This window comes from Desulfovibrio sp., from assembly GCA_016208105.1.
GTDB lineage: Bacteria > Desulfobacterota > Desulfovibrionia > Desulfovibrionales > Desulfovibrionaceae > Fundidesulfovibrio.
Map to the genome: position 1 here is coordinate 119,365 of JACQYS010000020.1, position 25,767 is coordinate 145,131.

Below are 25,767 nucleotides of genomic sequence, written 5' to 3' on the forward strand. Positions count from 1 at the left end.
CTTACTGGCCACGCATTGCCCGGAGTGTTCTGGTTCAATTAAGCCATACGTGATTCCCTACCTCCGTATTGCACGCCCTCCTGCTTGCCAGCTCCAGTGCGAGTGATTAGGTTGCTCCAGTCGCACCGGAGAAAAGTAGTATGCGCTTGTTTGATATGGCTGGATGCCTCTCCAGCGCCATGGACCTCGTCAGCCCGGAAGTTGTCGGTCACCACCGTCGCGTTGGGCTCATAGCCTCCAAACTCGCCGAGATCGCCGGACTTTCCGGACAAGCCAGGGCCGACCTGGCATTGGCCGGCATGCTCCACGACGTGGGGGCCTTTTCCTTAAAGGACAGGCTTTCCGCCTTGCACTTCGACACCTCCGACCACTCCCACGCCCAGACAGGGTACAGGCTGCTCTCAGGGTACCCAGGGTTCGCCCGGGTGGCCGAGCTGGTGCGCCTGCACCACACCGCCTGGGGGAAAGACGTTGCTACCAAGGGCGAGTCCTCCGAGTCCGCCCTCGGCAATCTCTTATGCTTGGCCGACAGGGTGGACACTTTGCTCCCGAGGACTCCGGGAGTGCCTGTGGACCGTGAGGCCACCGTCACCAGAATCGGGGCAGGACGCGGCTCAATGTTCGACCCCGTGTGGGTGGACGCTTTCGACGAACTGGCCGCCAGAAAGGGTTTTCTGGAAGAAACCGCCACCAGCGGAAACAACGGCCATCCGCTTATCCCGGACGAACACAACCCCGAACTCTCCGGCAAGGAGATATCGAATCTTTCCAGGCTGTTCAGCCAGATCATAGATTTTCGATGCCGCTTCACCGCCACCCATTCCCGTGGAGTATCAGCCACGGCCATGGCGCTGGCTCACGAACTGGCCTTGGAAGGTGACACCCGGGACAAGCTCGAAATCGCTGGAGAACTGCACGATATAGGCAAACTGGGTACCCCGGCTGAGATCATCCTCAAACCCGCAGCCCTGAACCATGCTGAAATGGCCACCATACGGCTGCACGCCGAGAACGGATTCAAGGCCCTTTCCAGCGCCCCTGGCTTGGGGGATGTGGCCGGGATTATGGTGAAGCACCACGAACGCCTGGACGGCACGGGTTATCCGCATGGATTGAAGGCATCACAACTAGGCCTTGCCGCACGGATTCTGGCCGTGTCGGACGTATTCACCGCTCTGGCCGAGGACCGTCCTTACAGATCCGGAATGGAACTTGGCAGGATTGTGGGTATGCTCGAGGATATGGCCCGCAACAATTCCCTGGACTCGGACGTGGTGAGCCTGGTGTCCTCCAAGCGCTCCCTCATCGACGAAGCCAGGCGTGCATCCCAGGCCCAAGCCCAGAAAGATTTTGAACGTTTTGCCGGAAGCCTTGCCCAGTAGGCTCGAACAGCCAGGACACCTCAAGCCTTAGCATTGTGCAAAATTCTTAAGCGTCACAGTATACTTTTTAGCAATAGGGGGGGCCGTTTCAGGACTAGAACATACGAGCAACTCGGACACCACATACACATCGATAAGACAACTGACGATACAACACTGAAAACTCCATAGACAGCTCTCAACCCTATCAATACACTCCCCTTTCATTCAAGTACATACCAAGAGCCTTGTCTTTTTCCATGAGATGGTCCGACAGCCACTTCCTTATAAATTTCTCGACAGCATCAGGTGCGTTTACCTCATCATAATGAAATGTCGACATCATGTTGATTAATACGATGAACTGTGAATGGTCGGTCTCATGTTCACTCGCATCAGGATATTGATGCTTCCTCATCAAGTCTTCTTCATATTTGAAATGATCCTGATAGCTTGATATCAACCTGAATACCAAGTCTTGATAGTCTTCATCGAATTCACGCGCATGCGTGATGCGTATGAAATCGTTCAACAAGCCTATTAAGTACTCATGCTGAGCATCTAAAGACTCTATGCCGACAGTCAGCTCATTACTCCATTGCACCTCCATAGCCCCCCCCTTTTCAAGGAAACGATGCGGCTCAGAAATCTGTATTATTCTTGTAATTCCGGCACGAATCGTGGGCAAGAAATATTTCATTAATGGAGGAAGGTTTTATTCTATAGCCATAACATGAATTCCTGCAACATGTTGCGGGAATTTGTAAAGAAGCTCACTGCGAGTACACTACACGAGCTCAGCTTCGTTTGCTGAAGGCCGGAGCAACGGGCATCGCAGAAAGCCTTCTGCCAGCAGCGGCCACCCAACATCCTAAAACCATACGCAAATCATTTCGGCCTAATGCCTGCCGGAGGCCTTGCCCCGTAGCCTCGAAGGCGCTAGGTTGCCTCAAGCGTCAGAGCGGGGTGACATGGATCAATACCGGGCCGACCTCCACGTACACTCAAAATATTCCCGGGCCACCAGCAAGGGCCTGACCCCGAGGCATCTGGCCGCGTGGGCCAGGGTCAAGGGCATCGACGTGGTGGCCACCGGGGACTTCACCCATCCGCAGTGGCTTGCCGAGTTGGAAGAACAGCTCGCGCCGGACGGCCACGGGCTCTTGCGCCTGAAGGATTCCAAGGATCTTGAGCCGGAAATCCCCTGGCTCTCCGGCTATCCCCTGCCAGGCCACGCCAAGTTCATCCTTTCGGCTGAGATAAGCTCCATCTACAAGCGCGGCGGCAAGGTCCGCAAAGTCCACAACCTGGTCTACGTCCCCACTTTCGACGCGGCCAAAAAGCTCAACGAGAAGCTTTCCCACGTGGGCAACCTGGCCTCGGACGGCCGCCCCATCCTGGGCCTGGACAGCCGCCACCTCTTGGAAATGGTCCTTGAGACCGATCCCCTGGCCTTTCTTGTCCCGGCCCACATCTGGACCCCCTGGTTCTCGATCTTCGGATCCAAGTCCGGGTTCGACTCGGTGGAAGAGTGCTTCGGCAGCCTGGCCCAGCACATCTTCGCCCTTGAAACCGGACTGTCCTCCGACCCGGAAATGAACTGGATGCTCTCGAGCCTGGACCGTTACCGGCTGATATCGAATTCCGACGCCCACTCGGGTGAGAAGCTCGGCCGGGAGGCCAACCTTTTTTCCGGCCCCGTTTCCTATGAGGGCATCTACCGGGCCCTGCGCGGCGAAGGGGTGGGACACGATTTTCTGGGCACCATCGAATTCTTCCCTGAAGAGGGAAAATACCATCTGGATGGCCATGTGGACTGCGGTGTGGTCATGGACCCCCACGAGACCAAGGCCAAGCGAGGCATCTGCCCGGTGTGCGGCAAGCCTCTCACCGTTGGTGTGCTGCACCGGGTGCTGGACTTGGCGGACCGGGAACAGCCAGTGCGGCCCCAGGGACAGCCCGGATTTGTCTCGCTTATTCCCTTGAACGAGGTGCTGGGGGAAATCCACGGGACGGGCTCGCTGTCCAAGAAAGTCCGGGCCAACATGTCCCGGTTGCTGGGCCGCCTTGGCCCTGAACTGCACATCCTCTCGGACGTCCCCCTGGAAGACCTGGCCAAGGATTCCCCTGTTTTGGCCGAAGCCGTGAACCGTATGCGCCGGGGCAAGGTGTTTCGCCAACCCGGATTCGATGGTCAGTACGGACGCATCCGGGTTTTCAGCCCGGACGAGCTGACCAGCATGATGCGCGGCGCGACGCTGGTGAGTTCGCCCAAGTCCGTCAGGACGACTCCCGAGAAAACCGCTGGCAACGCCGTATCCGGTGGCTCCCCCACTCTTTTTGAAACCAGTCCGGGAGATGGTACAGAAACCGCCGTGCAGCTCCCGGCCCCGTCCCAGGCCGTTTCCGCAGCCCCTCCCTTGAATGGTCGCCAACACCACGCCGCTACCAGCAAGGACCCCCGCCTTCTGGTTCTGGCCGGGCCCGGAACGGGCAAGACCCACACCCTCATGGCCCGCATACGGCATCTGCTCGAATCCGAAGTCGATCCCCGCAGCCTGCTGGTGGTCACCTTCACCCGGCGCGCCGCCCAGGAACTGAAGGACCGCCTGGGCGAGGCCCCGGTGAGGGCAGACACCCTCCACGCCATGGCCCACGAGTACTGGACCGAGGCTTACGGGGAAAAGCCTGTGATCCTCTCTGAAGAGGCCGCCCGCAGGCTCTTCGCCGAGGTGAACCCGGAGCTCACCGGGCCCAAGCTCAAGCAGGCCTGGCAGCAGCTCACCCTGGACCGCGAACGCATGCGCCGCCGGCCGCTTCCCGTATGGCCCAAGGCGCCTGGCCAGCCCAAGGAAACCCCTGAAGCCCCCTCCCCGGAGGACCATGCCGCGCGCTACGCCAAACAGAAGGCTTCATGGAACCTGGCGGACTACACCGACCTGTTGGAATTCTGGCTGGAAAAACTCGAGACCGGCATCTACGAGTCGGTTTTCAAGCATGTCCTGGTGGACGAGGTGCAGGACCTCTCCCCGTTGCAGTTGGCCATCATCCGGGCCCTGGCCAACGGCCCCACCCGGACGTTCTTCGCCATCGGGGACCCCAACCAGTCCATCTACGGGTTCAGGGGCGCCGTGAGCGATGCCACCCGGGAGCTCAAGGGTTTCTGGCCCGAATTGACCGTGGTCACCCTGGACGAAAACTACCGCTCCACCCAGCCGATTCTCGACCTGGCCCACGGCCTGTTCCCGCAGTCGGCTACTCTTACGGCCAAGCGGTCGGGGGATCCGGGCGAGATAATGGAGTTCACCGCACCCCAGGCCCTGCGCGAGGTGTCCTGGATGGGCGAGAAAATCAGGCAGCTTTTGGGCCCCACCTCGCTCACCCTGACCAAGGGCCAGGGCCAGACCCTCTCCCCAGGCGACATCGCCATCCTGGTGCGCTTCAAGGGGCTCATGGACCCCATCCAGAAGGCTCTCAACCGCTACGGCGTGCCCTGTTCGGTTCCTGAGTCCGAGGCCTTCTGGGCGGATTCGCGCGTGAAGGCCATCCTGAACGCCGCAGGGCGTTTTTTGGGCATGGCCGGGATGGAAGGTGCGCTCACCGTGGCCTGCCCGGACCGCCTGCTGGCCAAGGGGCCCAAGGAAATCGCCTTCTATCTGCGCGACGTGCCCCCCTTCGACCATCTTTTCTGGCAGAGCCCCGAATTCGGCGAACTGGTGAACACCTACACCAAGCAGGGAGGCTGGGCCGGACTTTTAAGCTTCGTGAACGCCCAGAGCGAGCTGGAGCTGGTGGGGCGGCGTTCCGAAAAGGTTCGCATCATGAGCCTGCACGCGGCCAAGGGCCTTGAATTCGAGGTGGTCTTCCTGCCGTCCCTGGAAGACGGCATCCTGCCTTTCGCGGGCATGGGCATGCTGACCGGCAAGCTTTCCCCCTCCGAGGTCCCGCCGGACGAGAATGAGGAGGAGCGGCTCTTCTACGTGGGGCTCACCAGGGCCAAGTCCCGGCTGTATTTGAGCCACGCCGAAAAACGCGAGCTATACGGAAGGCTTCTCATGCTCAAGCCATCGCGATTCCTGAAAAAACTCGACCTGGAGGCAGCCAGGCGCTCGCACCTGGTAGCCAAGACCGTACGCAAGGAGAAGCAGCTGGACCTCATCTGAGACCCTGCGCGTCCCCGGCACAAGCCTTTGGGAACGCGTCAGCCAAACCTGCCGAACCAAACCCGCCCTTTCCGGTCGCACTTGCCGAAATCCGTCCGGATGGCTATCTGCTGCGGGTACTTCGCAAACCTTCGGAGAAATCATGTCCCAGACCTACACCATCCACCCCATTGTTGCCGGCACCAAGCGTTTCGACAAAGGCTACATGACCTACCAGCAGGAAATGGGCACGCCCTACGTCATCCCGTTGTACGCCTGGCTGATCCTTGGGGGCGACAAGAAGATCCTGGTGGATACCGGGGAGCTGAAGCCCATCGTGAGCCCGGACCGCGAGGAGTTCATCGGCGGCAAGATCGAGACCATAGAGGAAGGCCTTGGCCGCTTCGGGCTCACTCCGGCGGACATAGACATCGTGATCCATACCCACCTGCACCGCGACCACTGCGAAAACGACTACAAGTTCGAGAATGCCAAGTTCTACGTGCACGAGAAGGAACTGGAGATCGTCCACGACCCGCATCCCATGGACTACCGCTACCAGGAGGACTTCATCCTGGACGTGGAGGAGAACGGGCAGATCATTCCTCTCACTGAAGACACCGAGGTGGTTCCGGGCATAAAGATGATCCACACCCCGGCCCACACCGAGGGCAGCATGAGCGTGCTGGTGGACACGGCCAAGGGTAAGGCGCTCATCACGGGTTTCTGCTGCATCATGGACAACTTCTACCCGCCCAAGGAAGTGAAGGGGCTGGGCATGGAGGTCATCCCGCCCTCCACCTGCTTGGACATAAAAGAAGCTTACGACATCGTGCTCAAATGCCGGGACATGGCGGACATCATCCTGCCTCTGCACGAGCCGCGCTTCGCCAAGGGCGAGCAGATCGGCTAGGAACAGAAACGGCCGGGCTCCCGGCCGAACAATGAACTCTCGCCGGTCAAGCCGGCGTCCGGAGCCTTGCCGCCATGATTACACGCCTGCTTCTGCTCTGCCTGCTGACGTTTCTTGCCGCCTGCGCCCGCCCCCAGAGCCCGAGCCTCTACCAATACGCCATCTTCGACTCCTTCGCGGCCGGGGAGTACGCAGGCAAGATCCCGCTGTCCGAGCTCAAGACCCACGGTGACTTCGGCTTAGGAACCACCGACGGTTTGACAGGGGAGATGATCGTCCTTGACGGGGTGTTCTATCTGGCGGACGCCCAGTGCCGTCTCACCCGGCTCGATATGTCGACACTTTCGCCCTTCGCCTCGCTTGCTTTCTTCAAGCCTGACGCAAAGCAAAGCATCTCACTAAACGACATCCCCGCGCTTATCGCGGAGCTCGACGCCCGGTTGCCCAAGGGCACGTTCGCTACCGCCAGGATCACCGCCCGGTTCAAGAAGCTGACCATCCGCAGTGTTCCGGGGTATGCGAAGCCCTACCCGCCTCTTGGAGAGGCACTAAAGACCCAGTTCGTCATGGAGTTAGATGACGTGAGCGGAACTCTCGTGGGCCTGCGCGGACCGGCCGAACCCACGGGTGCCTGGGTGGCTGGGTGGCATTTCCACTTCGTAAGCTCGGACGGGAAAGCCGGGGGGCACGTGCTCAAGGCCGTGGGACTATCCGGAGAAGCGGCCTGGATGGCGGCCAAGCGGTTCGAGCTAGAGCTTCCTTAATTGTTCCACTCACGAATCCCGCGAAGCTATCGCCGGGTCCAGGGGGATCATCCCCCTGGCCGCAGGAGGCATCCTGTTCTCTCTCAAGCAATCTCCGCCTTACATCTTCAGTGGGTCCCGACCGCTCTGCTTGAGCGCGGCCATGCCGCCGTGCAAGTTCTGTACGTCCTTGAAACCGGCCTGCTCCAGGGTGATCTGCCCCTCGTAGGAGCGGATGCCCGTATTGCAGATGAGCACCACGGTCTTGTCCTTGGGAATCTCGCCCAGGCGTTCACGAAGCTTGCCCTGGGGGATGTTGTGCCATTTGCCCGGATGGCGCTCCAGGTAGGGGCCGGCGTTGTCCGGCTCGCGGCAGTCCAGGAAGAAACAGGAATCTCCGTTGCCCGCAAAGAGCTTCTCGAACTCCTCGGGAGAAAGCCCCTGGTTCATACCGGCCAGCATGTTCTCGGCCACGGTTCCAAGGGTGTTCACGATGTCCATGGCCGAGGAGAACGGCGGCGAGTACGGGTATTCAAGCACGGACAGGTCCTCGGGCACGCACCCTTTCTGCATGAGCGCTGCCACGGCGCCAACCCGGCCCACCAGGGCGTCCCCGGAAGGGGCGAATCCCTGGATGCCAAGGACCTTGCGGGATTTTTTGTCCACTGTGAGCTCCAGGGTCATGAGCTCCTTGCCCGGGAAAAAATGCGCCCGGTCGAACTGTATCACCAGCGCGCTTAAGGCGTCGTACCCGGCCTGTTTGGCCTGTTCTGGTGTGAGCCCGGCCCCGGCGATGCTTCGTTCGAAAAGCTTCACCGCGAAAGACCCCACCGCGCCCGGGAACACCGCCTCCCCGCCCGCCAGGTTGGTGCCGATTATCCGGCCCTGACGGTTGGCCATGGACCCGAGCGGCAGGTGGATGGAGCCGCCGGTGACGGCATTGGCCACTTCCACGCAGTCCCCGCCCGAATAGATGTCCGGGTCCGAGGTGCGCATATACTCATCCACCAGCACGCCGCCGCGGGGCGACACCGTAAGCCCGGCCTCCCGGGCAAGCTCGCTGTTTGGCACCACGCCCGCCGCCAGGACAACCAAATCAGCATCCAGGGTGCGCTTGTCCGTGACCACGCGCTGGGCCTTGCCGTCGCCCTCGATGGCCAGGACTTTTTCCCCGAAATAGAGCTCGACGCCCTTTTCCAAAAGATGATGGCTCGCCATGTCGGCCAGCACAGGGCTTATGTTGCGGGGCAACAGGTGGTCCATCAGCTCCACCACGGCCACCTCCAGGCCCCACATCTCGGCCAGGGCTTCGGCCACTTCCAGCCCGATGAAGCCGGAGCCGACCACCACGGCCCGCCCTGCCTTGCCCGTGCTTATGAGCCCGCGGATGGCCGTAGCGTCGTGCAGGTTGGCCACGGCGTGCACCCCGGGCAGGGACTCCCCGGGGATGTTCAGCTTCCGGGGAGATGCCCCGGTGGCTATAACCAGTTTGTCGTATGGGATTTCGGATTGAACGCCGGTGTCCAGGTTGCGGGTATGAACGAGCTTCTTGTCCCGGTCAATCCGGGTTGCTTCAGTGCGGGTAAGAACATCTATATCCTTGCATTCCCTGAAGAATGCCTCGTCACGCACCAGTTTGAAGCTGGTGGTGCGCAGTTCCTTCAAGTCCGACACGTCACCGGAGATGAAATAGGGAATGCCGCAGCCGCCATAGGAGACGATCTGGTCGCGGTCTATCATGGTCACTTTTGCTTCTGGGCGCAGGCGTTTGTAGCGGCAGGCGGCCTTGGGGCCGAGAGCCACCGCGCCGATGATGACGACGTGCTCGGACATGGGCTGGACTCCTCATTATTCTTGAGGGCCCCTTGTACGGCACTTGGCCCGCCAAGCCAAGGAGTAGAGGACAGGAATTGGACTCGGTTCAGTTGGGGAGCGGATCCGGCTCTGCAGCGCCAAGGACGAGCCCGGCCAATGCCCGCTTGAGCAGATTGATATCGAGAGGCTTGCTGATAAAGGCCAAGGGGCTTGTTTCCTCGGCGCGCTGGCGGGTGGAATCGTCTGAAAATGCGGAAACGAATATTACGGGAACGTTCTTGAGCTTTTTGAGCAGATGCGTGGTTTCGATGCCGTCGAGCTTGCCGTCCAGGCGGACGTCCATGATGACCACGTCTGGGCAGTCCCCTCCAAACGCTTCCAGGGCTTCTTCACCGGAAGTGACATTGCCGCACACGATGAACCCAAGCTTCTTGAGCATCTTCTCGGTGGCCATGGCGGCTATCACCTCATCTTCCACGATCATGACTTTGGCTGGGCTCATGAGAGCTTCGCCTCCTTCAGAGGAAATACCAGCGAGAACAGCGTGCCCGTATCGGTCCCGACTTGCAGCTCGCCCCGCAGCTGCCGGGCAAGCTGCACGACGAGCTGCATCCCCAAAGTTTGCGTCCCGTTTATGTCAAAACCAGCTGGCAATCCTACTCCGTCATCTGTTACATCCGCTTGGATGTTTCCGTCAACACGCTTGACGAATACGCCAATCTTTCCTGAGCCACGCCCGTTGAAGGCATGCTTGGCCGAATTGGTCACAAGTTCATTGAGAATAAGCCCGAACGGGATGGCCTGATCGATAATAAGCGAGACATCCTGGACATCGACGGTACAGCCGATGCTTCTGCCTCCGCAGAAGGTGGACACCAGCCGGGGAACGAGCTTCTGGAGGTATTCGCGTATGTTCACCCGGGACAGGTTGTCCGACCGATAGAGCTCTTCGTGCACCAGGGCCATTGAGGAGATGCGGTTTCGGCTCTCCACGAACAGGTCCAGGGACTCCTGATCGCTCACCCGGTCGGCCTGAAGATAGAGGAGACTCGATATGACCTGGAGGTTGTTTTTGACCCTGTGGTGGATTTCACGAAGCAAAACCTCTTTTTCCTTCAAGGAATCGCTTACCGTCTGCTCGGCCTGTTTGCGCAGGGTGATGTCCTCCGCGACTCCGACGAAATACACCGCCTCGCCGGCATCGTCTCGTACAGCCGAAACCGTCAGGCGCACCCAGATAAGGCTCCCGTCTTTTTTCCGGCAGCGCTTGTCCATGGCGTAATTGCTGAGTTCCCCGGCGAGCATTTGGCGGGCATACGTCAGGTCGGTTTCCAGATCTTCTGGGAGGGTAAGAATGTTGAAGGTTTTACCGCGCAATTCCTCCATGGAGTAGCCACTGATATCCTGGAACCGATCATTAATCCTAAGGAACGTACCGTTCAAACTCAACTGCATGATGCCAACAGCAGCCTGTTCGAAGATGGCCCTGAACCGTCTTTCGCTTTCGCGCAGCTGCGTCTCTCCCGCCAGGATGCGCCCAGCCATGTCCTCTATCGCCAGCTCGAAACGGTTAAGCTCCGCGAATGCCGGTTTACGGTGGGCGCAGTACCCACTTCCCTCGGGAAGGCATTCCAGGTTCTTCGCGGATTCCGCCATGGGCCTGGCAATGGTTCTGTCCAGCTCACGGCGCAGAAGAATGGTCAGCATGATGAACACGGCCGACATCACCAACGCTACTCCGGCCACCGGAGCCAAAGTCGGCGCGAATGCCGTGATGGCGCGGGTGCGGACCAGCACCTTCCAGCCAAGGCCAGGCACTGCGGCCTGGGCTCCCAGATAGAACCTCCCGTCTTCTTCGAAAACGAGTCCTCCGAGTCCTTGTTTGGACGCCCTAAACAGGGGTGAATCCCCAATGTTGGCCTGGGTGGCCACCATTGCGGCGTCCGGGTGAGAGAGCACATTCCCGTAAGCGTCGCAGATGATCACCTCACCCCGCCAGGGTGTGGAAAGAGTTTCCACATAGTTGGTCATTTCGCGCAGGTTCAGCTCCCCGGCCAAAGTGACGCCGGTGTCGGTTGCCACGCCTATAAACACGGTCATGTTTCCGGACTGGGGAGACGGCAGGGGACGAGACAACAGCAGCCTGCGTCCTGCCGCGCTGTCGAAGCGGATGGGAAAATCCAGCCCTCTTGTGCCCTGCGGTTCAACCGAGACAATGGTGTTGTTTTTGTCGATCAAGAGGAGGCGTTCCATGACCGGCAGGACCGCGAGCATGTCCTTGAGTGACTGTGGAGATGCGGTGGCTGCGAAGTGCTCCAGCGAGTGCCACACCCCGTCCATATATCCCTGAGTGAAGATCGCCAGAGTCTTGGCGAACTCCTCGTTCTGACGCTCCACGGATCGTTTTTGCTGCACCCCGAGGTACAGTGTCAGAAGCCCCAGGCAGACCACGGCGGGAAAAAGCATGCGGAAAAACAGGCTGGTCTGGAGGATCTTGGCGATGGGTTTCGGATTCATCTGGCTCCGGCTCACTTCTGCACTGTGCGGAAGCGGGCGTCACGAATCGTGACGATGAAGTTTTCCCGGTTGACGTCGCCAGCTTGGTCCAAGGCAAAGTCACCGATCACGCCCTGAATCTGTCCGGTGGAAACCAGGGCCTGTTCGAGCCCCTGGCGTTGACCCTTGGTTATGCGCAGGGCCTGGGCGATGAGCTTGACCGCTTCGTAGGAATAGGCCGCAGCGAAATTCGCAGGCCAGCCGAAACGATCTTCGTAGCGTTTCCGGAAATCCTGAAAGGCGGGGGAATCGTTTTCCTCCGTATAGCTGGTGGAAAATATGATCCCTTCCACGCTGTCGCCGCCCGCAAGGAGTATTTCCCGGGTGTAGGGCCAAGTGGGGCAGAGAATCCCCATGCCGCTCCCAGCCAACGCTCGTGCCTTGGCGAACTGGGCCACATCTCTGGCGGAAGCGGCCATGACCACCGCCTGCGCTCCGGATGCTTCGGCTCCTTGCAAGAGTTCCCGCCAATCCGGCTTGTCCTTCGAGGAAAAATGGACGCTACCGGCCACGGCCCCACCCATTTGGGTGAAGAATTTCATGAAAGCCGTATTGAAGCTCTCCACATAGGAGATATTGTCCGAATCCCCTAGCATGTAGACCTTGCTTAGACCGAGCTTCGACCTGCTGAACTCGGCCAGAGTCTTCGCCCAGCTTTGGTTGTCCGGTATGAGGCGGAAGAACATATCCGTTTTTCCTGTCAGGGCCGGAGTGGCCGTGGTGGGAGAGACAAGCACGGCTCTTCGCTCTTCGATCAAGGGCATTGCCGCCATGGTCTGCGAACTGGTCATATGGCCGACAATAGCCACGGCTCCGGATGCGAGCAGGGATTCGTCAGCCTTTATTGCCCCCTCGGGGGTGTTGCCGTCGTCCACGGCAATCAGTTTCAGCCTGGAGCCGGCAACTCCTCCAGACGCATTCACATCCTCAATGGCCAAGGTCGCCCCGTTGCGTCCCTGGACGCCGAGGTCAGAGAACGTCCCGGTCAGTTGCCCGGAAAAACCGATGACTATGGCGGGGTCGGAACGACAGAAAACAGCAAGCATTGCCGCGGCGATGGTCAAGCCGACCAGGAGTGTTTGCCGTTTCATCCGTATCGCCGCCCATGTCCAGGTTAACGAGTCTTGCGGAGATTAACGACCCGGGGCCCGCCCCGGAGTCAATCACGGCAAACATTACGCCAGCCAAAGTATGTTGGCAATCTATTGGAGGAAAATATGCGGGACGATTCCTGTTTTCGTCCGGCTCCAGAGATGGTGCAGGAACTGCGGAGCCCATAACGAACGTGGGACGGGAACTTGGATGAGAGGAGAAGCCGTTTTAGCCGTTTCGCAGGAGGGCCTGGGCCTGATTCACCGCCAGTGGATGGGCATGGAGATACCCCTGCTGCAAACCGCATCCCAGCTCCAGCAGCATATCCCGCTGCCGCCCTGTCTCCACGCCCTCGGCCACCACGTCCAGCCCCAGGGCCCTGGCCATGGTCACCACGGCCTTTACCACCGCAAGATTCCCGGGCTGGTCGTCCATGGCCATGACGATGGACAGATCGATCTTCAGGTTCGAAACTGGCAGTTTGGTCATCAGGGCCAAGTTGGAATACCCGGTCCCGAAATCATCGATGGAGAGGTGCACGCCGAGCGAAGCCAGCTCGTTCAAGCGATCTATGTTCTGGCTGGAGGCCTCCATGATGGCCGTTTCCGTGATCTCCAGATGGAGCTTCTCCGGGTTCAGGCTGTGCTTGCCAAGGATTTGGCGCACCATGGGCGTAAAACCTGGATCCGCGATCTGACGGGGTGAGACGTTCACCGAGAGAAAGATGTCACTGGCACACTCGCTGTCGTCCACCCAGGCGGCCAGGGTTTGGCAGGCACAGTCCAGAACCCACTCGCCCAGGGTGATGATGAAGCCGGTGTCTTCGGCCAGACGGATGAATTCCATGGGCGCTATGGCTCCCCGCTGCGGGTGATGCCAGCGGCTGAGCACCTCGAAACCGGCCAAAGCCCCTCCCCTTCCCGCATCCACTATTGGCTGGAACACCAGATAGAACTGCCCGTTTTTAAGCGCTTCGGGCAACTCCTGTTCAATGAACTGAAGAGACTTGATGTTTTCCAGAAGTCTGGCGGTAAACGCCTTAGGACGTCTTCTTCTGAATTGCTTGGCGTGGTGCATGGCCAGATTGGCATTTCGGATGAGTTCATCCGGCGACGGGTCGCTTGGCGGATTGAGTTCGATTCCAATGGAAACGCTTACCTGCACACGCGTCCCATCCACCTCAACCGGCTGTGCGAGTGCCTTGGTCAGCCTTCTGGCCAGCCTGATGGATTCGCGCGCCGAGGGGATGGCGCGCACTAGCACCACGAAATCGTCCCCCCCGTACCTGGCCAGCGTGTCTCCTTCGCGCAGCATCGCCTGAAACCTTGCCGCCACCTGCTGCAGGATCACATCCCCTGAGGCGTGCCCAAGGCTGTCGTTTATGACCTTGAACCTGTCGATGTCGATAAAGAGTACCGAGTAGCATTCCTTGGGATTGCGCTTGGCCCAGGAGATGGCCTGCTGGATCCGGTCGCGCAGGAGAGTCCGGTTGGCCAGGCCGGTCAGCGGATCATGCAAGGCCATGTGGCGAAGCCTGGACTCCATGACGTAGCGCTCAGTGATATCACGGCCCTCGGCGATGAGCAGCAGAGGCTCCCCGACTTCACTCAATACGCCTTGCAGGGAAAACTCCACATGGAGAAGCTGCCCCTCGGCCCCCCTGTGGTTTGTTTCAAAAGTGACCACTCCGCCGGACTGAACCTTCTCAATGGCCTGTTTGAGCTGGAGTTGCTTTTTGGGGTCATCATTCCACCAGGGTGTTTCCCAGAAAGGCTTTCCCGCAACAGAATTCATGTCGACACCCGCCGCGCTGAGGGCGGCCGGATTGGCTTTCAGCAACAGGCCCTCTGGCGAAAGAAGCCCTATGAGCTCCTGAGTATGCTCGAAAAGGGCTCTGAATTTCTTTTCGCCATCAGCCAGCGCGGATTCGGCGATGAAACGCTGTTTCTCCCTCAGAAGCAGACTGTCGGCCATTTCGTTGAATGAGCGAGCCAGCACACCCAGCTCGCCCCCGGGGACATCCCCTTCCGCGATCGGGTGCAGGTTGCCCGCGCCTAACCGTTTTGCCGCCTGCACCAAGGTTCCGGCCGGGCGCAACAAGGCGCGGGTTCCGAGATAACGGGCCAGGCCCAGAGCAAGCAATGCCGCGACAGCCAACAAGAGCATGTTGCGCGCCAGCAGGTCAGTAGACATGGTCTCGATAGATTTGACCGGAACGGCAAGCACCACCGCTCCATATGGGCGCGGTTCCCCTTCCAGCCATAAGCGCATGAACGTATAAAAACGCGGTGTCCCATCGTACCCGGGGGCTTTGAAGAAACCTGAAGCCCCACCCTTATCCAACAATTCTAGTATATTACTTGCCACTGGCTCGCCTTCAGGACGTGAAGGCGACCTCGGATGGCGAAGCAGGCGGATTCCCTTGTTGTCCACAAGCAATAGAGCCCCGCCCTGGGGCATCTGGAACTTGTCCAGATACTGCTCAAGGAAATTCAGCTTAACCGCGGCGACTAACATGCCGCTGAACTCCCCTGCCTTGTCCCGCCTGGGTAAGGCGAAGTGGAAGACTGGCTCCTCGGTGGTGTGGCTGATGGCGTATTCCCCGGCGCTGAAACGCATGCTTTGTTTGCCCAGGACCCAGTAACGCCTGTTGGCCACGGAAATGTTTTTGGATACCGGCTTTGCCCCGGCCACGAGCAGGCCGTTGGAATCGACGACGGCGAACGTGACGTATGCCGGGTTGGCTGCGAGCACCTCGCGGAGGATCCGCTCGTTTCCGGCAATATCATCTGGGGGGATGTCCGCCAGGAGGCGATCCAAGGTCTCAAGCAGATTTTTCGTCTTGTCCGAGAACTGGCGCTGGAGGGTGAAAACAGCCTCAACCACATCCAGCGAGTCTCGCTTGAACTCGTCCACAATGAGCTTGCGCTGCTCCAGCCCGAGATAGGCTATCAAGCCCAAGGCCGGTACGGCTGCCGCCAGGGAGACGACGATGAGGGTCCGCCGAATATGACCAGCCAGACAATGGATTTTGACAGACAGCTTGCTCATGCCAGTATTGGAAAGCCTTGCTCTCTCTTCGAAATAAAAGGGTAGAGAGAATCCATTCTCATTAGATCATACGTGAAACCCTACCACAAACTTGCTCCTTACCCTACCTTCAGTTTCAACGAAATGCCAGACTGAAACTATTCGTTCTTTCTGTATTTTGTGTATTTTTCGCACCCGTAATCAATAATAACAGGCACAAACTCACCACGTTTCTTCAACGTGGTTGCGGCAAAAGAAACAGCCCCGCCAGCAGAGATGCTGACGGGGCCGTACACATAGAACAGAGGAGCCTTCTTACGCCGCGCCACCACCCACAACGAAGCCCTTGGGAACTCCGCCCGTGGCGGAAGGGGTCCCGGCGATTTTCGAAAGATAGGTGTCGCCCAGACTCTTGATGTGGCCGTCCACATTGTCGAAGTAATTAAAGTGCGCCTGCTCTTCGTCGATGATGGTCTCGAAGAGCTTTGCGCTGACACTGTCACCGCTTTCACGGCACACATTCAAAAACTGGTTGTACTGATCCACGGTTTCGTCTTCCAGATTGGAGTCGAAGGGGAAGATGGCTTTCACATCCTGGCCCTTTTTCACTTTGCCCGCGCTGTCGGTGGACGGCTCGCCGCCCAGCTCCTTGACGCGCTCGGCGAACATTTCGGCGTGTCGCATCTCGTCGATGGCGATAAGCTTCATGTTCTTGGCCAATTCCCCATAATCCATATTGTCCAGGTTGTAGTGCTGGTTCATGTACTGGGTGATGGCGTAGAGTTCCATGGACCGGGCCTTGTTCAGGACCTCGATCACCTTTTTCTTGCGGGCCTGCCTGTCTGCCATGAGTCTCTCCTTTTGGCGCCATGAAACCGGGACGCCTGGGTGTTCGAACCAATGAAGCTGTCAGCTGGATTGTCGCTTCGAGTACTACACGAATCCAAGCCTCAGAGGCAACCCACAGGCTCCACGATACGCACGACCGGCTTCAAACCCTGGCCGGCACACTCCAAATAACAAAACTCGGATTCACGCTGCGTGAATCCGAGTTCCAATGCGGGAGGGTTCCCGTCGGCCTTTTCACCATGAGATGGGGTGAGGCTGCAAGAGAACGTGTGTATCTCTTATTTCCCGGACAGACCGAAGTACCACTCAGCGGCCATTTCCAGGCCTTCCTTGATCTGAACCACTGGTTCATAGCCCAGGAGAGATTTTGCCAGGGAGATGTCCGCCAGGGAATGGCGAACGTCTCCGGGGCGCTCGTCCCGGTGCGTTGGCCGAGCGGTGGAAGCCTCGGGCTTGCGGGTCGCAACCAGGTCTCGCAGGAGAAAGTACAGTTCGTTTAGCGTGGTACGTTGCCCGCAGGCCACGTTGTAGGATTTTCCGGGAGCCTCAGGATGTTTGGACACCGCTGCCAGGATGTTGGCCCTCACGGCGTTCTCCACGAAGCAGAAGTCCCGGCTGGTCTCGCCGTCGCCGTTGATGAAGACCGTCTCGCCGCTCAGCAACGCAGCGAACCATTTGGGGATGACCGCAGCGTAGGCTCCCTCAGGGTCCTGCCTGGGGCCGAAAATGTTGAAGTAGCGCAGCCCTATCAATTCCATGCCGTAGCAGGAACCGAACACGCCGGCATAGAGCTCGTTGGCCCGCTTGGTAACGGCATAGGGGGAAAGCTGGTTTCCGATGCGCTGTTCGAATTTGGGAAGATCGGGATGGTCGCCGTAAACAGAGCTTGAAGACGCATAGACGAAGCGCGCCACCTTGGCGTCCTTTGCGGCTGTGAGCATGTTCACGAACCCGCCGAGGTTGACCGAATTCGAGGTGACCGGGTCTTCGATGGATCGCGGCACGCTGCCAAGGGCAGCTTGATGGAGAACGTAGTCGACGCCCTGGCAGGCCTTACGGCAAGCCTCAATGTCCTGAATATCCCCCTCGATCAATGAAAACCTGGTCCAGGCCTCTTCACCCACGGAGTTTCTCACAGAGTCCAGGTTGGAGCGGTGCCCGGTGGCGAAGCTGTCCATCACCACCACGGTCTGGCCCAGTTTCAAGAGCTTCGCCGTCAAATTGGAACCAATAAACCCGGCTCCGCCAGTTACCAGCCATTTCAAAGGAGACTGCTGCAGGGACAGGGCTACGGTATCGAACACTCTGAGGACCTCCGCATCAAACGATTATTCACTAGGACTATTCTGGGCCGTATGGAATCTAGGACGAGGCGCAAGTGCCCCGCTCTAGTGAACCACTTCTTTGGTCTTGGCAATCAAGAAAGCACACCATTGCCCACAATGGGAAGCAATGAAGCGCAACCGGCGAATAATGCAAAGGGGAGGAAGCCCTCAACAGGAATACATGGCTCAAGGCGTCGCCGGATAATCAGCGGGACAGACTCAGGCCGTGGCCTCGAAGCGCCCGGCAGCCCTGTTCTTGCGGACCTTTCCCGCTTCGAACACCACGCCGTTCATGCTGATGTAGACCCCGGGGGGAAGCGACTGCACCGCGCCCACGGCGCAGCCGATGTTGAAGCCCGCGTCCGAGCCCTTGAACCGGGCCGGGCTCAAGGCTCCGGTGAACACGATCACCTTGTCCGTAAGACCCATGAGGGCCTTGGCCGTTTCCGCCATGGTGTCGGTGCCGTGGGTGACCAGGATAAAAGGGCACGGATCGGCAGCGATGCGTTCGCGAAGCAAGGCTCTGTCCTCATCGGTCAGGTGCAGGCTGTCCTTGCGCAGCACCTCGTTGACCGAGAATTCGAACGCTGCCTGGGCTTCCTTCAAGATTTCACCCGCCTGGGGTTCGCCCACCACATAGTCCGAGAGGTCATCGAAGTAGATTTTGTCGATGGTGCCGCCCATGGTGTAAATTGCTATCTTCACGCTTATTCTTCCTTGCCGCTCGTGGAGGCCTGGGTCCCAGGGCGGTCCGAAGTGAAACAGACGTATTCGCGATTCGGCTGAGAGGGACGCAGCATGTGCTCGGGATTCAAAACATCGCCAAGTTTTGCGTCATCCCATCCCAAAAGCGTCTTGGCCGCTTCCTGCACCGTGAGGTTCTCCCGGGCAGCGTGTTGGGCCACTTTGGCCGCAGTGTCGTACCCGACGTAGGGGCACAGGGCCGTGGCAAGCCCCAGGCTCTGCTCCACGTTGCGGCGGCAGCGTTCCTCGTCGGCCTCTATGCCCTTAATGCATTTGTCAGCCAGCACCACGCAGCCCCGGCGAAGGAGCATGAGCGAATTGAACAGGTTGTGGGCCAGCACCGGTTCCATGGCGTTCAGTTCAAGCTGCCCGGCCTCGGCGGCCATGGTCACGGTCAGGTCAGAGCCGATCACCTGGAAGGCGATCTGGTTGACCACCTCGGGAATGATGGGGTTCACTTTGCCAGGCATGATGGACGAGCCCGGGGCCATCTTGGGCAGACGAATCTCGCCCAGGCCGCAGCGCGGGCCGGAGGACAACAGCCGCAGGTCGTTGCATATTTTGGAAAGCTTCACGGCCGTACGCTTGAGCACCCCGGAAAACTGCACGTATGCGCCCGTGTCCTGGGTGGCCTCCACCAGATTTTCGGCCAGAAGCATGCCCTGGCCGCTCACTTGGTTTAGGAGGGCCACCACCAAGGGGGCATACTCGGGCGGGGCGTTGATACCCGTGCCGATAGCCGTGCCGCCCAGGTTGATCTCCCGGACCAGGTCCAGGGCTTCGAGCAGGCGCTGGCGATCTTCCTCCACCATGATACCCCAGGCTTTGAACTCCTGGCCCAGGGTCATGGGCACGGCGTCCTGGAGCTGAGTACGCCCGATCTTTATCACATGGGCGAATTCCCGCCCTTTTTCCTCCAAGGCCTGGCTCAGACGCCCCATGGCCTTGTGCAGGGCCTGGCCCATGATCACCAAGGTGAGCCTGATGGCCGAGGGATAGACGTCGTTGGTGGACTGGGAGAGGTTGACGTGGTTGTTGGGATGCAAAAACTGGTAGTCGCCGCGCCTTTTGCCCATGAGCTCCAGGCCCAGGTTGGCGATAACCTCGTTGGCGTTCATGTTGCTGGACGTCCCTGCCCCGCCCTGGATCACGTCCACCCGGAAATGTCCCCGATGCTTGCCGGCCATGAGCAGATCGCAGGCCCGGCAGATCGCGTCCATGCGTTCGGAGTCCAGAAGCTCCATCCTGTGGTTGGCCAGGGCCGCCGCCTTCTTGATGGCGGCCAGAGCCTTGATGAACTCAGGGTAGTGGGAGATGCGCACCCCGGTTATGGGGAAGTTGTGGATGGCCCGCAAGGTCTGGACCCCATAGAGCACGCCCGCAGGGACCTGCATCTCGCCCAGGGAGTCGGATTCCAGGCGGTACTGTCCTGACGCGCCGCCGGAACGTGTGTCGACCATGGGATTATCCTCCCAGATAGGCTTCGCAGACGCGCTTGTCGGTGCAGAGTTCCTCGCCGGTTCCCTGCAGCACGATGGTACCTGTCTCCAGCACGTAGGCGTAATGGGCCACCTTGAGAGCGGCGTAGGCGTTCTGCTCCACGAGCAGCACGGTCATGCCCTTCTGGTTGATGGTCTTTATGATCTCGAACACGTCCCGGACCAGAAGCGGCGCCAGGCCAAGGCTCGGCTCATCCAGCATGACCACTTCGGGAGCGCTCATGAGCGCGCGGCCCACGGCCAGCATCTGCTGCTCGCCGCCCGAGAGCGTGCCGCCCCGCTGCTGCATGCGCTCGCGCATGCGGGGGAAAAGCTCGTACACCCATTCCAAGTCCTTTGCGATGCCGTCCTTGTCGCTTCGGCTGTAGGCCCCAAGCATGAGGTTCTCGTACACCGAGAGATGGGGGAAAATGCGCCGCCCCTCCGGAGACATGACAATGCCTGACTTCACGATATCCACCGGGTTCATGGCCCCGATGTCCTTGCCGCTGTAGGTGATGGACCCCTTCTTGTTCTTCACGAGTCCGGCGATGGCCCGAAGCGTGCTGGATTTTCCAGCGCCGTTGGCCCCGATCAGGGTGACGATCTTTCCTTGCGGCACTTCCAGGCTGACGCCCTTCAAGGCGTGGATGCCCCCGTAATGCACATGGAGGTCGGTGATCTTAAGCATCGATGTGGACCTCCTCTCCCAGGTAGGCCTCGATGACCTTGGGGTTGGACTTGATGGCCTCGGGAGCTCCTTCCGCTATGGTAACGCCGTAATCCAGCACCCACATGTGTTCGCAAATCTCCATGACCAGTTTCATGTCGTGCTCGATGAGAAACACGGTAAGCCCGAACTGGTCCCGGATGTCTCTTATGAACCGGATAAGTTCCTGGGTTTCCTGGGGGTTCATGCCCGCGGCCGGTTCGTCCAGGAGGAGAAGGCCTGGTTGGGTTGCCAGGGCCCGGGCGATCTCCAGCCTGCGCTGGGCCCCGTAGGGAAGGCTGTTGGCCTGCTCGTCAGCCAGATGGCCAAGCCCCACCACTTCCAGAAGCTCCATGGCGCGCTTGCGCATGGCCTTGTCTTCCTTCAAGTAGGCGGGAGTGAAAAATACGGCCTGGATCCAGCTGGTTTTCTGGCGCAGGTGGCCGCCGATCATCACGTTCTCAAGCACGGTCTCGTTGCCGAAGAGGCGGATGTTCTGGAAGGTGCGGGCTATGCCCTGTTTGCAGACCAGGTACGGGGGCAGCCCGGTCATCTCCTGGCCCATATAGAAGGAACGGCCTTCCGTAGGCTTGTAGAATCCGGTGATCATGTTGAAGCAGGTGGTCTTACCTGCCCCGTTGGGCCCGATGAGCCCGGTGATGCTGCCCTGGTGCAGCGAGGCCGTAAATCCATTGACCGCAGTGAGGCCGCCGAAGCGCATGGTCAGGCCCTTGACCTCTAAGATGATGTCCTTACTCATTACCGCTCCCCCTTCTTGCCAAGGAGCCTGGCCCAGCTGAACTCGCGCATGCCCATGAGCCCCTCGCGTCTGAAGAGGATGATGACGATGAGCGCCAGCGAGAACACCACCATGCGCATTCCGGGAATCCCGGCCACTTCGAAGCTGCCAAGCGAGATGGGGTTTTCCACCACACGCAGCCACTCCAGCAGCACAGTGATGCCCACTCCCGCCAGAACCGAGCCGGTGAGCGACCCCAGTCCGCCCGTGACCACGATCATGAGCACGTTGAACGTCAGGGTAAAGAGGAACATCTTGGGATCTATCGTGGTCACCAGGCTTGCCAGAAGCGCTCCGCCAATGCCCGCGAAGAAGGAGCCCACCGTGAAGGAGAGCAGCTTATAGCGAAAGACGTTCACGCCCATGGCCTTGGCCGCGATCTCGTCGTCGCGGATGGCCTTCAACACGCTTCCCGTATTGCACTTGAGAAGGCGCACGATGACGTAGAGGGTCACCAGGCACCAGCCGAAGTTCCACCACAGGTTGGCATGGGCCGGTATGCCCTTGAGGCCAAGCGAGCCGTTGGTGATTCCGGAAACGTTGGTAGCCACTACCCGCACGATCTCGGCAAAGCCCAAAGTGGCGATACCCAGATAGTCGTCGCCAAGGCGAAGCAGCGGAAACCCGACGATGAAGCCGAACACCGCAGCCACCAAGCCTCCCGCGACAACCGCGGCCAGGAAGGGGGCCTGGGCGTTCTGCACCCATTCGTAAGCGCCGCCCAGGATGTACATGGTGTCCTTCTGATCCGGGGTGAGGATCAAAATGGAGCACACATAGGCGCCGATGGCCATGAATCCGGCGTGGCCAAGGCTGAACATGCCGGTGAAGCCGTAGATGAGGTTCAATGACAGGGCCAGGATGATGTTCACCGCGATGAGGTTCAGTATCTGAATCTTATAGCCGTCCAGGGAGCCTTCGGCCCACCAAAGGAAAAGCCCCAAGACCGACACGGCCGCGATATTGAGGAGGAATATGGCGCTCTTGTTCATTATACTTTGTCCTCCACTCTCGCTCCGAACAGGCCCGTCGGCTTAATCATAAGAACCACTATGAGCAGAACAAAGGCGAAGGCGTCGCGGTAGCCGGCCAAATCCGGGAAGAAGGCCACGGTCATGATCTCGATGAACCCCAGAATGACGCCGCCCACCACCGCGCCGTGGATGGAACCGATGCCGCCGAACACGGCGGCGATGAAGGCCTTGAAACCTGGGATGGTTCCCATGATGGGCTGGAGCTGCGGATACCGGAGCGCCCACATGATGCCGCTGGCCGCAGCCAGGGCGGAGCCGATGCCGAAGGTGATGGCGATGACCCGGTTGACCGGCACGCCCATGAGGTAGCTTGTCTCTATGTCCTTGCTGATGGCCCGCATGCCAAGGCCCGTCTTGGTGCGGTAGACGATGTACAACAGCCCGAGCATCAAAACCACCGACAGCACCGGAACGAAAAGCGTGATGGGCAGGATGCGCACATTGCCCAGGATGAAGGGCTGCTCCATCCACTCGGGGCGGTAGACCGCGCGGGGTATAGCCTGAAAGAACACGATGGCCACGTTCTGCAAAAAGAATGAAACACCGATGGAGCTTATCAGTGCGGAAATTCGGGGCGCGTCGCGCAGGGGGCGGTAGGCCACCTTGTCCACCATGATGCCCACCCCGGCCGTGAAGGCGATGGAGAGGGCGATGGCCAGGGGCCAGGGCAGGGCCAGAAGGGTCACCCCCCAGAAGACGAAATAGGCGCCCAGCATGAATATTTCGCTGTGGGCGAAGTTGATCAGGCGCAGGATGCCGTAGACCATGGTGTAGCCTATGGCGATGAGCGCATAGAGGCTGCCCAGGGTCAGGCTGTTGAGCGCGTGTTGGATGAACGTTTCGACATTCATTGGTGAAAGTCCTTTTGTGGTGCCGTGAAAGGGCGGGGAGCCTTACGCCCCCCGCCCGGATCGTCGTCAACGGCGCGTGATGCGCACCCGGCTAAAGCTCGGGAGCGACTTCGCCCACGTAAACCTTCTTGCCGTCCTTGATCTCGATGAGACCGATGGGCTTCACCGCGTCATGGGTCTCGTTGATGGTGGTGGAGCCGGTCACGCCCATGAAGCCCTTGGTCTCGGCCAGGGCCTTGGTGATAGCTTCAGGTTCAGCCTTGCCGGCACGCTTGATGGCGTCGATGATGATCATGTAGGCGTCGTACCCCAGGGCGGCGTTCACGTTGGGTTCCTTTGAAAGGAACGTCCTCTTCCATTCCTCGGTGAACTTCTTGGCGGTGGCGTTCATGTCCTTCATGGAAGGATCGTAGGGGAAGGTGGTCTGCACGAAGCCTTCCACGGCCTTGCCGCCGATCTTGGTGATCTCGGGGTTGTCCATGGCGTCGCCCCCCATGATCTTGAAGGTCGCGCCAAGCTCCTTGGCCTGCTTCATGATGATGGCGCCTTCAGCAAAGTAGGAGGGGATGAACAGGACGTCGGGCTTCTCGGAAATGATCTTGGAGAGCTGCGCGGTGAAGTCCTGGTCGCCGGACTGGTAGTTCAGGGTGGAGACCACCTGACCGCCCATCTTGGTGAAGGACTTCTTGAAGAAGTTGGACAGGCCCACGGAATAGTCGTTGGCCACGTCGACCAACATGGCGGCCTTCTTCAGGCCAAGGGTCTTGTAGGCATACGTTGCCGCACCGGCGCCCTGCAAGGGATCGATGAAACACACGCGGAAGATGTACTTCTTGCCCGCGGTCACCAGGGGATTGGTGCAGCTGGTGCCCACCTGGGGGATGCCGGCCTTTTCGGACACTTCTCCGCCGGCCATGGCCAGGGAGGAACCGTAGGTACCGATGATGGCCTGAACCTTATCCTTCTCGATCAGGCGCTTGACCGCGTTGGCGGCTTCGACCTTGTCGGACTTGTTGTCCACAGTGACGATCTCGACCTTCTTGCCAAGGACGGTGTTCACTTCCTTGTTGGCCAACTGCACGCCTTCCAGCTCGAGCTGACCACCGAAGGCATTCTGCCCGGTCAGGGGCAGGAACACGCCGATGCGAACCGTGTCGTCAGCGGACCAGGCCAGACCCGCAAAAGCGAAGACCATGGCCATGCACAGGGCAATAATCCTTTTCATCGACATTCCTCCACGTTGTGCGTTGCACCCGGGGACCGCCCGCGCCACCGCGCGCACGGCCGGATGATATTCAAAGATTCCGGGCCGTTCCCCTGGAGGGGGAGACATCCTCCCCCTCCGTACTGCCGCCGCACCCAACGGTTCGCGTCCTGTTCACTTCCCGTGGAATGCGGACAAATACCAAAATTCAAGAAACAGGATACCGCGGCTATAGAGAAACCACGGCTGAAATCTTTTTGGCCAATTCCACCAAATAACCGACGAACCTGGCCTCGAATTCCTTCATGGAATACTGGTCCGTGGTGGAGTCGAAGCTGACGCCACCAACCACCTTGCCAGTGCGCAAAGAAAACAGGGGAGCTCCAATGGCTATGAGCCCGGGCACGAACTCCTCGTTGTTGACCGAATACCCCTTCTCACGCGCCGTTTTGAGGTCAGCCAGAAGTTCGCTCTTGTCCGTGATGGTCTTCTCGGTTTTGGCTGTAAGGTCCAGACGGTCGAGAAGCTGGTTTAAGTCCGTAGGGTCCATAAAGGCCATGGCCGCCTTGCCCGTGGCCAAATAATAGGGCTCGGAGGAATAGCTGAAGGAGCGAAACACCGAGGTGTCCTTGGATTCGTGCCTGTAGATGAGGTAGATGGCGTCTCCGGCCACAATACCCACGTCAACGTGGACGCCGTGTTTGCGGAAGGCCTCTTCCACGAACGGCTTCACCTGCTGCACCATCTCGCTCTTTTCCATAATGGAATGAGCCAGCGAGAGGGAGCGCACTCCCAGATGGTACAAGCCGGTTCGCTCGTCGCGGCGCAGGTAGCCCAGCTCGCGGAAAGTATTGACGTAGCGGTAGACGGAGGTCTTGTTGAGGCTGACCCTGCCGGCGATCTGGCTTAAGGTGAACCCCGCATCCTCGACGCCGAAGATGTCCAGGATTCTCAGTCCCTTTGCCAGAGTTTCCGAGGCGTTGTCCTTCCCCTTCACGAGCGTGCTCCTGAAACCGGATTGTAGCGAAATGATTTGGAATATCAGCGTGCTCGCCGCGCCCAGGCCGTTTCTCTCAGCGAAACGATTGATGCACAGCAGGAACGATCTATTCCTTTCAGGGC

20 protein-coding genes are annotated in these 25,767 nt (G+C 59.5%); 4 read left to right on the forward strand and 16 right to left on the reverse strand.

Annotation, left to right across the window (positions count from 1 at the left end; translation table 11 throughout):
* Nucleotides 1-140: 140 nt before the first annotated feature.
* Nucleotides 141-1,382, forward strand: a complete 1,242-nt coding sequence (locus tag HY795_12290; GenBank protein MBI4806005.1) for an HD domain-containing protein — start codon at nucleotides 141-143, stop codon at nucleotides 1,380-1,382.
* Between the two features lie 187 nt (nucleotides 1,383-1,569).
* On the opposite strand, the gene HY795_12295 is transcribed toward HY795_12290, so the two are convergent.
* On the reverse strand, nucleotides 1,570-2,049 hold the full coding sequence (locus HY795_12295; GenBank protein ID MBI4806006.1) for a bacteriohemerythrin: 480 nt from the start codon (nucleotides 2,047-2,049) through the stop codon (nucleotides 1,570-1,572).
* Between the two features lie 283 nt (nucleotides 2,050-2,332).
* Here HY795_12295 and HY795_12300 point away from each other — a divergent pair, with 283 nt between their 5' ends.
* The 3 genes from HY795_12300 to HY795_12310 all read left to right on the forward strand — a co-directional run bounded on the left by HY795_12300 (nucleotide 2,333) and on the right by HY795_12310 (nucleotide 7,180).
* Nucleotides 2,333-5,524, forward strand: coding sequence for a UvrD-helicase domain-containing protein (locus HY795_12300; GenBank protein ID MBI4806007.1), 3,192 nt, complete (start codon nucleotides 2,333-2,335; stop codon nucleotides 5,522-5,524).
* A gap of 142 nt (nucleotides 5,525-5,666) precedes the next feature.
* Nucleotides 5,667-6,416 (forward strand): N-acyl homoserine lactonase family protein, encoded by a 750-nt coding sequence (locus HY795_12305; GenBank protein MBI4806008.1) that lies wholly within the window; start codon nucleotides 5,667-5,669, stop codon nucleotides 6,414-6,416.
* Nucleotides 6,417-6,490: 74 nt separating this feature from the next.
* Nucleotides 6,491-7,180, forward strand: a complete 690-nt coding sequence (locus HY795_12310; protein ID MBI4806009.1) for an acetolactate decarboxylase — start codon at nucleotides 6,491-6,493, stop codon at nucleotides 7,178-7,180.
* 99 nt (nucleotides 7,181-7,279) lie between these two features.
* Here HY795_12310 and HY795_12315 read toward each other — a convergent pair whose 3' ends face one another.
* The 15 genes from HY795_12315 to HY795_12385 form a co-directional block, all read right to left on the reverse strand.
* A complete protein-coding gene (locus tag HY795_12315) occupies nucleotides 7,280-8,992 on the reverse strand; it encodes an FAD-dependent oxidoreductase (GenBank protein MBI4806010.1) in 1,713 nt (570 codons plus the stop codon).
* An 88-nt stretch (nucleotides 8,993-9,080) separates the two neighbouring features.
* On the reverse strand, nucleotides 9,081-9,476 hold the full coding sequence (locus HY795_12320) for a response regulator (protein ID MBI4806011.1): 396 nt from the start codon (nucleotides 9,474-9,476) through the stop codon (nucleotides 9,081-9,083).
* Nucleotides 9,473-11,491 carry a PAS domain S-box protein gene (locus HY795_12325; GenBank protein ID MBI4806012.1) on the reverse strand — a complete coding sequence of 673 codons (2,019 nt, stop codon included), beginning with the start codon at nucleotides 11,489-11,491 and terminating at the stop codon, nucleotides 9,473-9,475. Before HY795_12325 ends, HY795_12320 begins: the two co-directional genes overlap by 4 nt.
* Before the next feature lie 11 nt (nucleotides 11,492-11,502).
* Nucleotides 11,503-12,621 (reverse strand): ABC transporter substrate-binding protein, encoded by a 1,119-nt coding sequence (locus HY795_12330; protein ID MBI4806013.1) that lies wholly within the window; start codon nucleotides 12,619-12,621, stop codon nucleotides 11,503-11,505.
* Nucleotides 12,622-12,850: 229 nt separating this feature from the next.
* Nucleotides 12,851-15,673 (reverse strand): EAL domain-containing protein, encoded by a 2,823-nt coding sequence (locus tag HY795_12335; protein MBI4806014.1) that lies wholly within the window; start codon nucleotides 15,671-15,673, stop codon nucleotides 12,851-12,853.
* Nucleotides 15,674-15,967: 294 nt separating this feature from the next.
* On the reverse strand, nucleotides 15,968-16,501 hold the full coding sequence (locus HY795_12340; protein MBI4806015.1) for a bacterioferritin: 534 nt from the start codon (nucleotides 16,499-16,501) through the stop codon (nucleotides 15,968-15,970).
* A gap of 278 nt (nucleotides 16,502-16,779) precedes the next feature.
* Complete coding sequence (locus tag HY795_12345) at nucleotides 16,780-17,805, reverse strand: SDR family oxidoreductase (GenBank protein MBI4806016.1); 1,026 nt, start codon at nucleotides 17,803-17,805, stop codon at nucleotides 16,780-16,782.
* A gap of 240 nt (nucleotides 17,806-18,045) precedes the next feature.
* Nucleotides 18,046-18,531, reverse strand: coding sequence for an asparaginase (locus HY795_12350; GenBank protein MBI4806017.1), 486 nt, complete (start codon nucleotides 18,529-18,531; stop codon nucleotides 18,046-18,048).
* A gap of 2 nt (nucleotides 18,532-18,533) precedes the next feature.
* Complete coding sequence (locus HY795_12355; protein MBI4806018.1) at nucleotides 18,534-20,030, reverse strand: aspartate ammonia-lyase; 1,497 nt, start codon at nucleotides 20,028-20,030, stop codon at nucleotides 18,534-18,536.
* A gap of 4 nt (nucleotides 20,031-20,034) precedes the next feature.
* The gene (locus HY795_12360) at nucleotides 20,035-20,739 is read right to left on the reverse strand and encodes an ABC transporter ATP-binding protein (GenBank protein MBI4806019.1); all 705 of its coding nucleotides are present in this window, start codon (nucleotides 20,737-20,739) and stop codon (nucleotides 20,035-20,037) included.
* Nucleotides 20,732-21,517 carry an ABC transporter ATP-binding protein gene (locus HY795_12365; GenBank protein MBI4806020.1) on the reverse strand — a complete coding sequence of 262 codons (786 nt, stop codon included), beginning with the start codon at nucleotides 21,515-21,517 and terminating at the stop codon, nucleotides 20,732-20,734. The genes HY795_12360 and HY795_12365 overlap by 8 nt, the downstream gene beginning before the upstream one ends.
* Nucleotides 21,517-22,548 (reverse strand): branched-chain amino acid ABC transporter permease, encoded by a 1,032-nt coding sequence (locus HY795_12370; protein MBI4806021.1) that lies wholly within the window; start codon nucleotides 22,546-22,548, stop codon nucleotides 21,517-21,519. Before HY795_12370 ends, HY795_12365 begins: the two co-directional genes overlap by 1 nt.
* Nucleotides 22,548-23,441, reverse strand: a complete 894-nt coding sequence (locus tag HY795_12375; protein ID MBI4806022.1) for a branched-chain amino acid ABC transporter permease — start codon at nucleotides 23,439-23,441, stop codon at nucleotides 22,548-22,550. The genes HY795_12370 and HY795_12375 overlap by 1 nt, the downstream gene beginning before the upstream one ends.
* A 91-nt stretch (nucleotides 23,442-23,532) precedes the next feature.
* The gene (locus HY795_12380) at nucleotides 23,533-24,666 is read right to left on the reverse strand and encodes an ABC transporter substrate-binding protein (protein ID MBI4806023.1); all 1,134 of its coding nucleotides are present in this window, start codon (nucleotides 24,664-24,666) and stop codon (nucleotides 23,533-23,535) included.
* A 208-nt stretch (nucleotides 24,667-24,874) separates the two neighbouring features.
* Nucleotides 24,875-25,642: an IclR family transcriptional regulator gene (locus HY795_12385; GenBank protein ID MBI4806024.1), complete on the reverse strand. Its 768-nt coding sequence runs from the start codon at nucleotides 25,640-25,642 to the stop codon at nucleotides 24,875-24,877.
* Nucleotides 25,643-25,767: the final 125 nt, after the last annotated feature.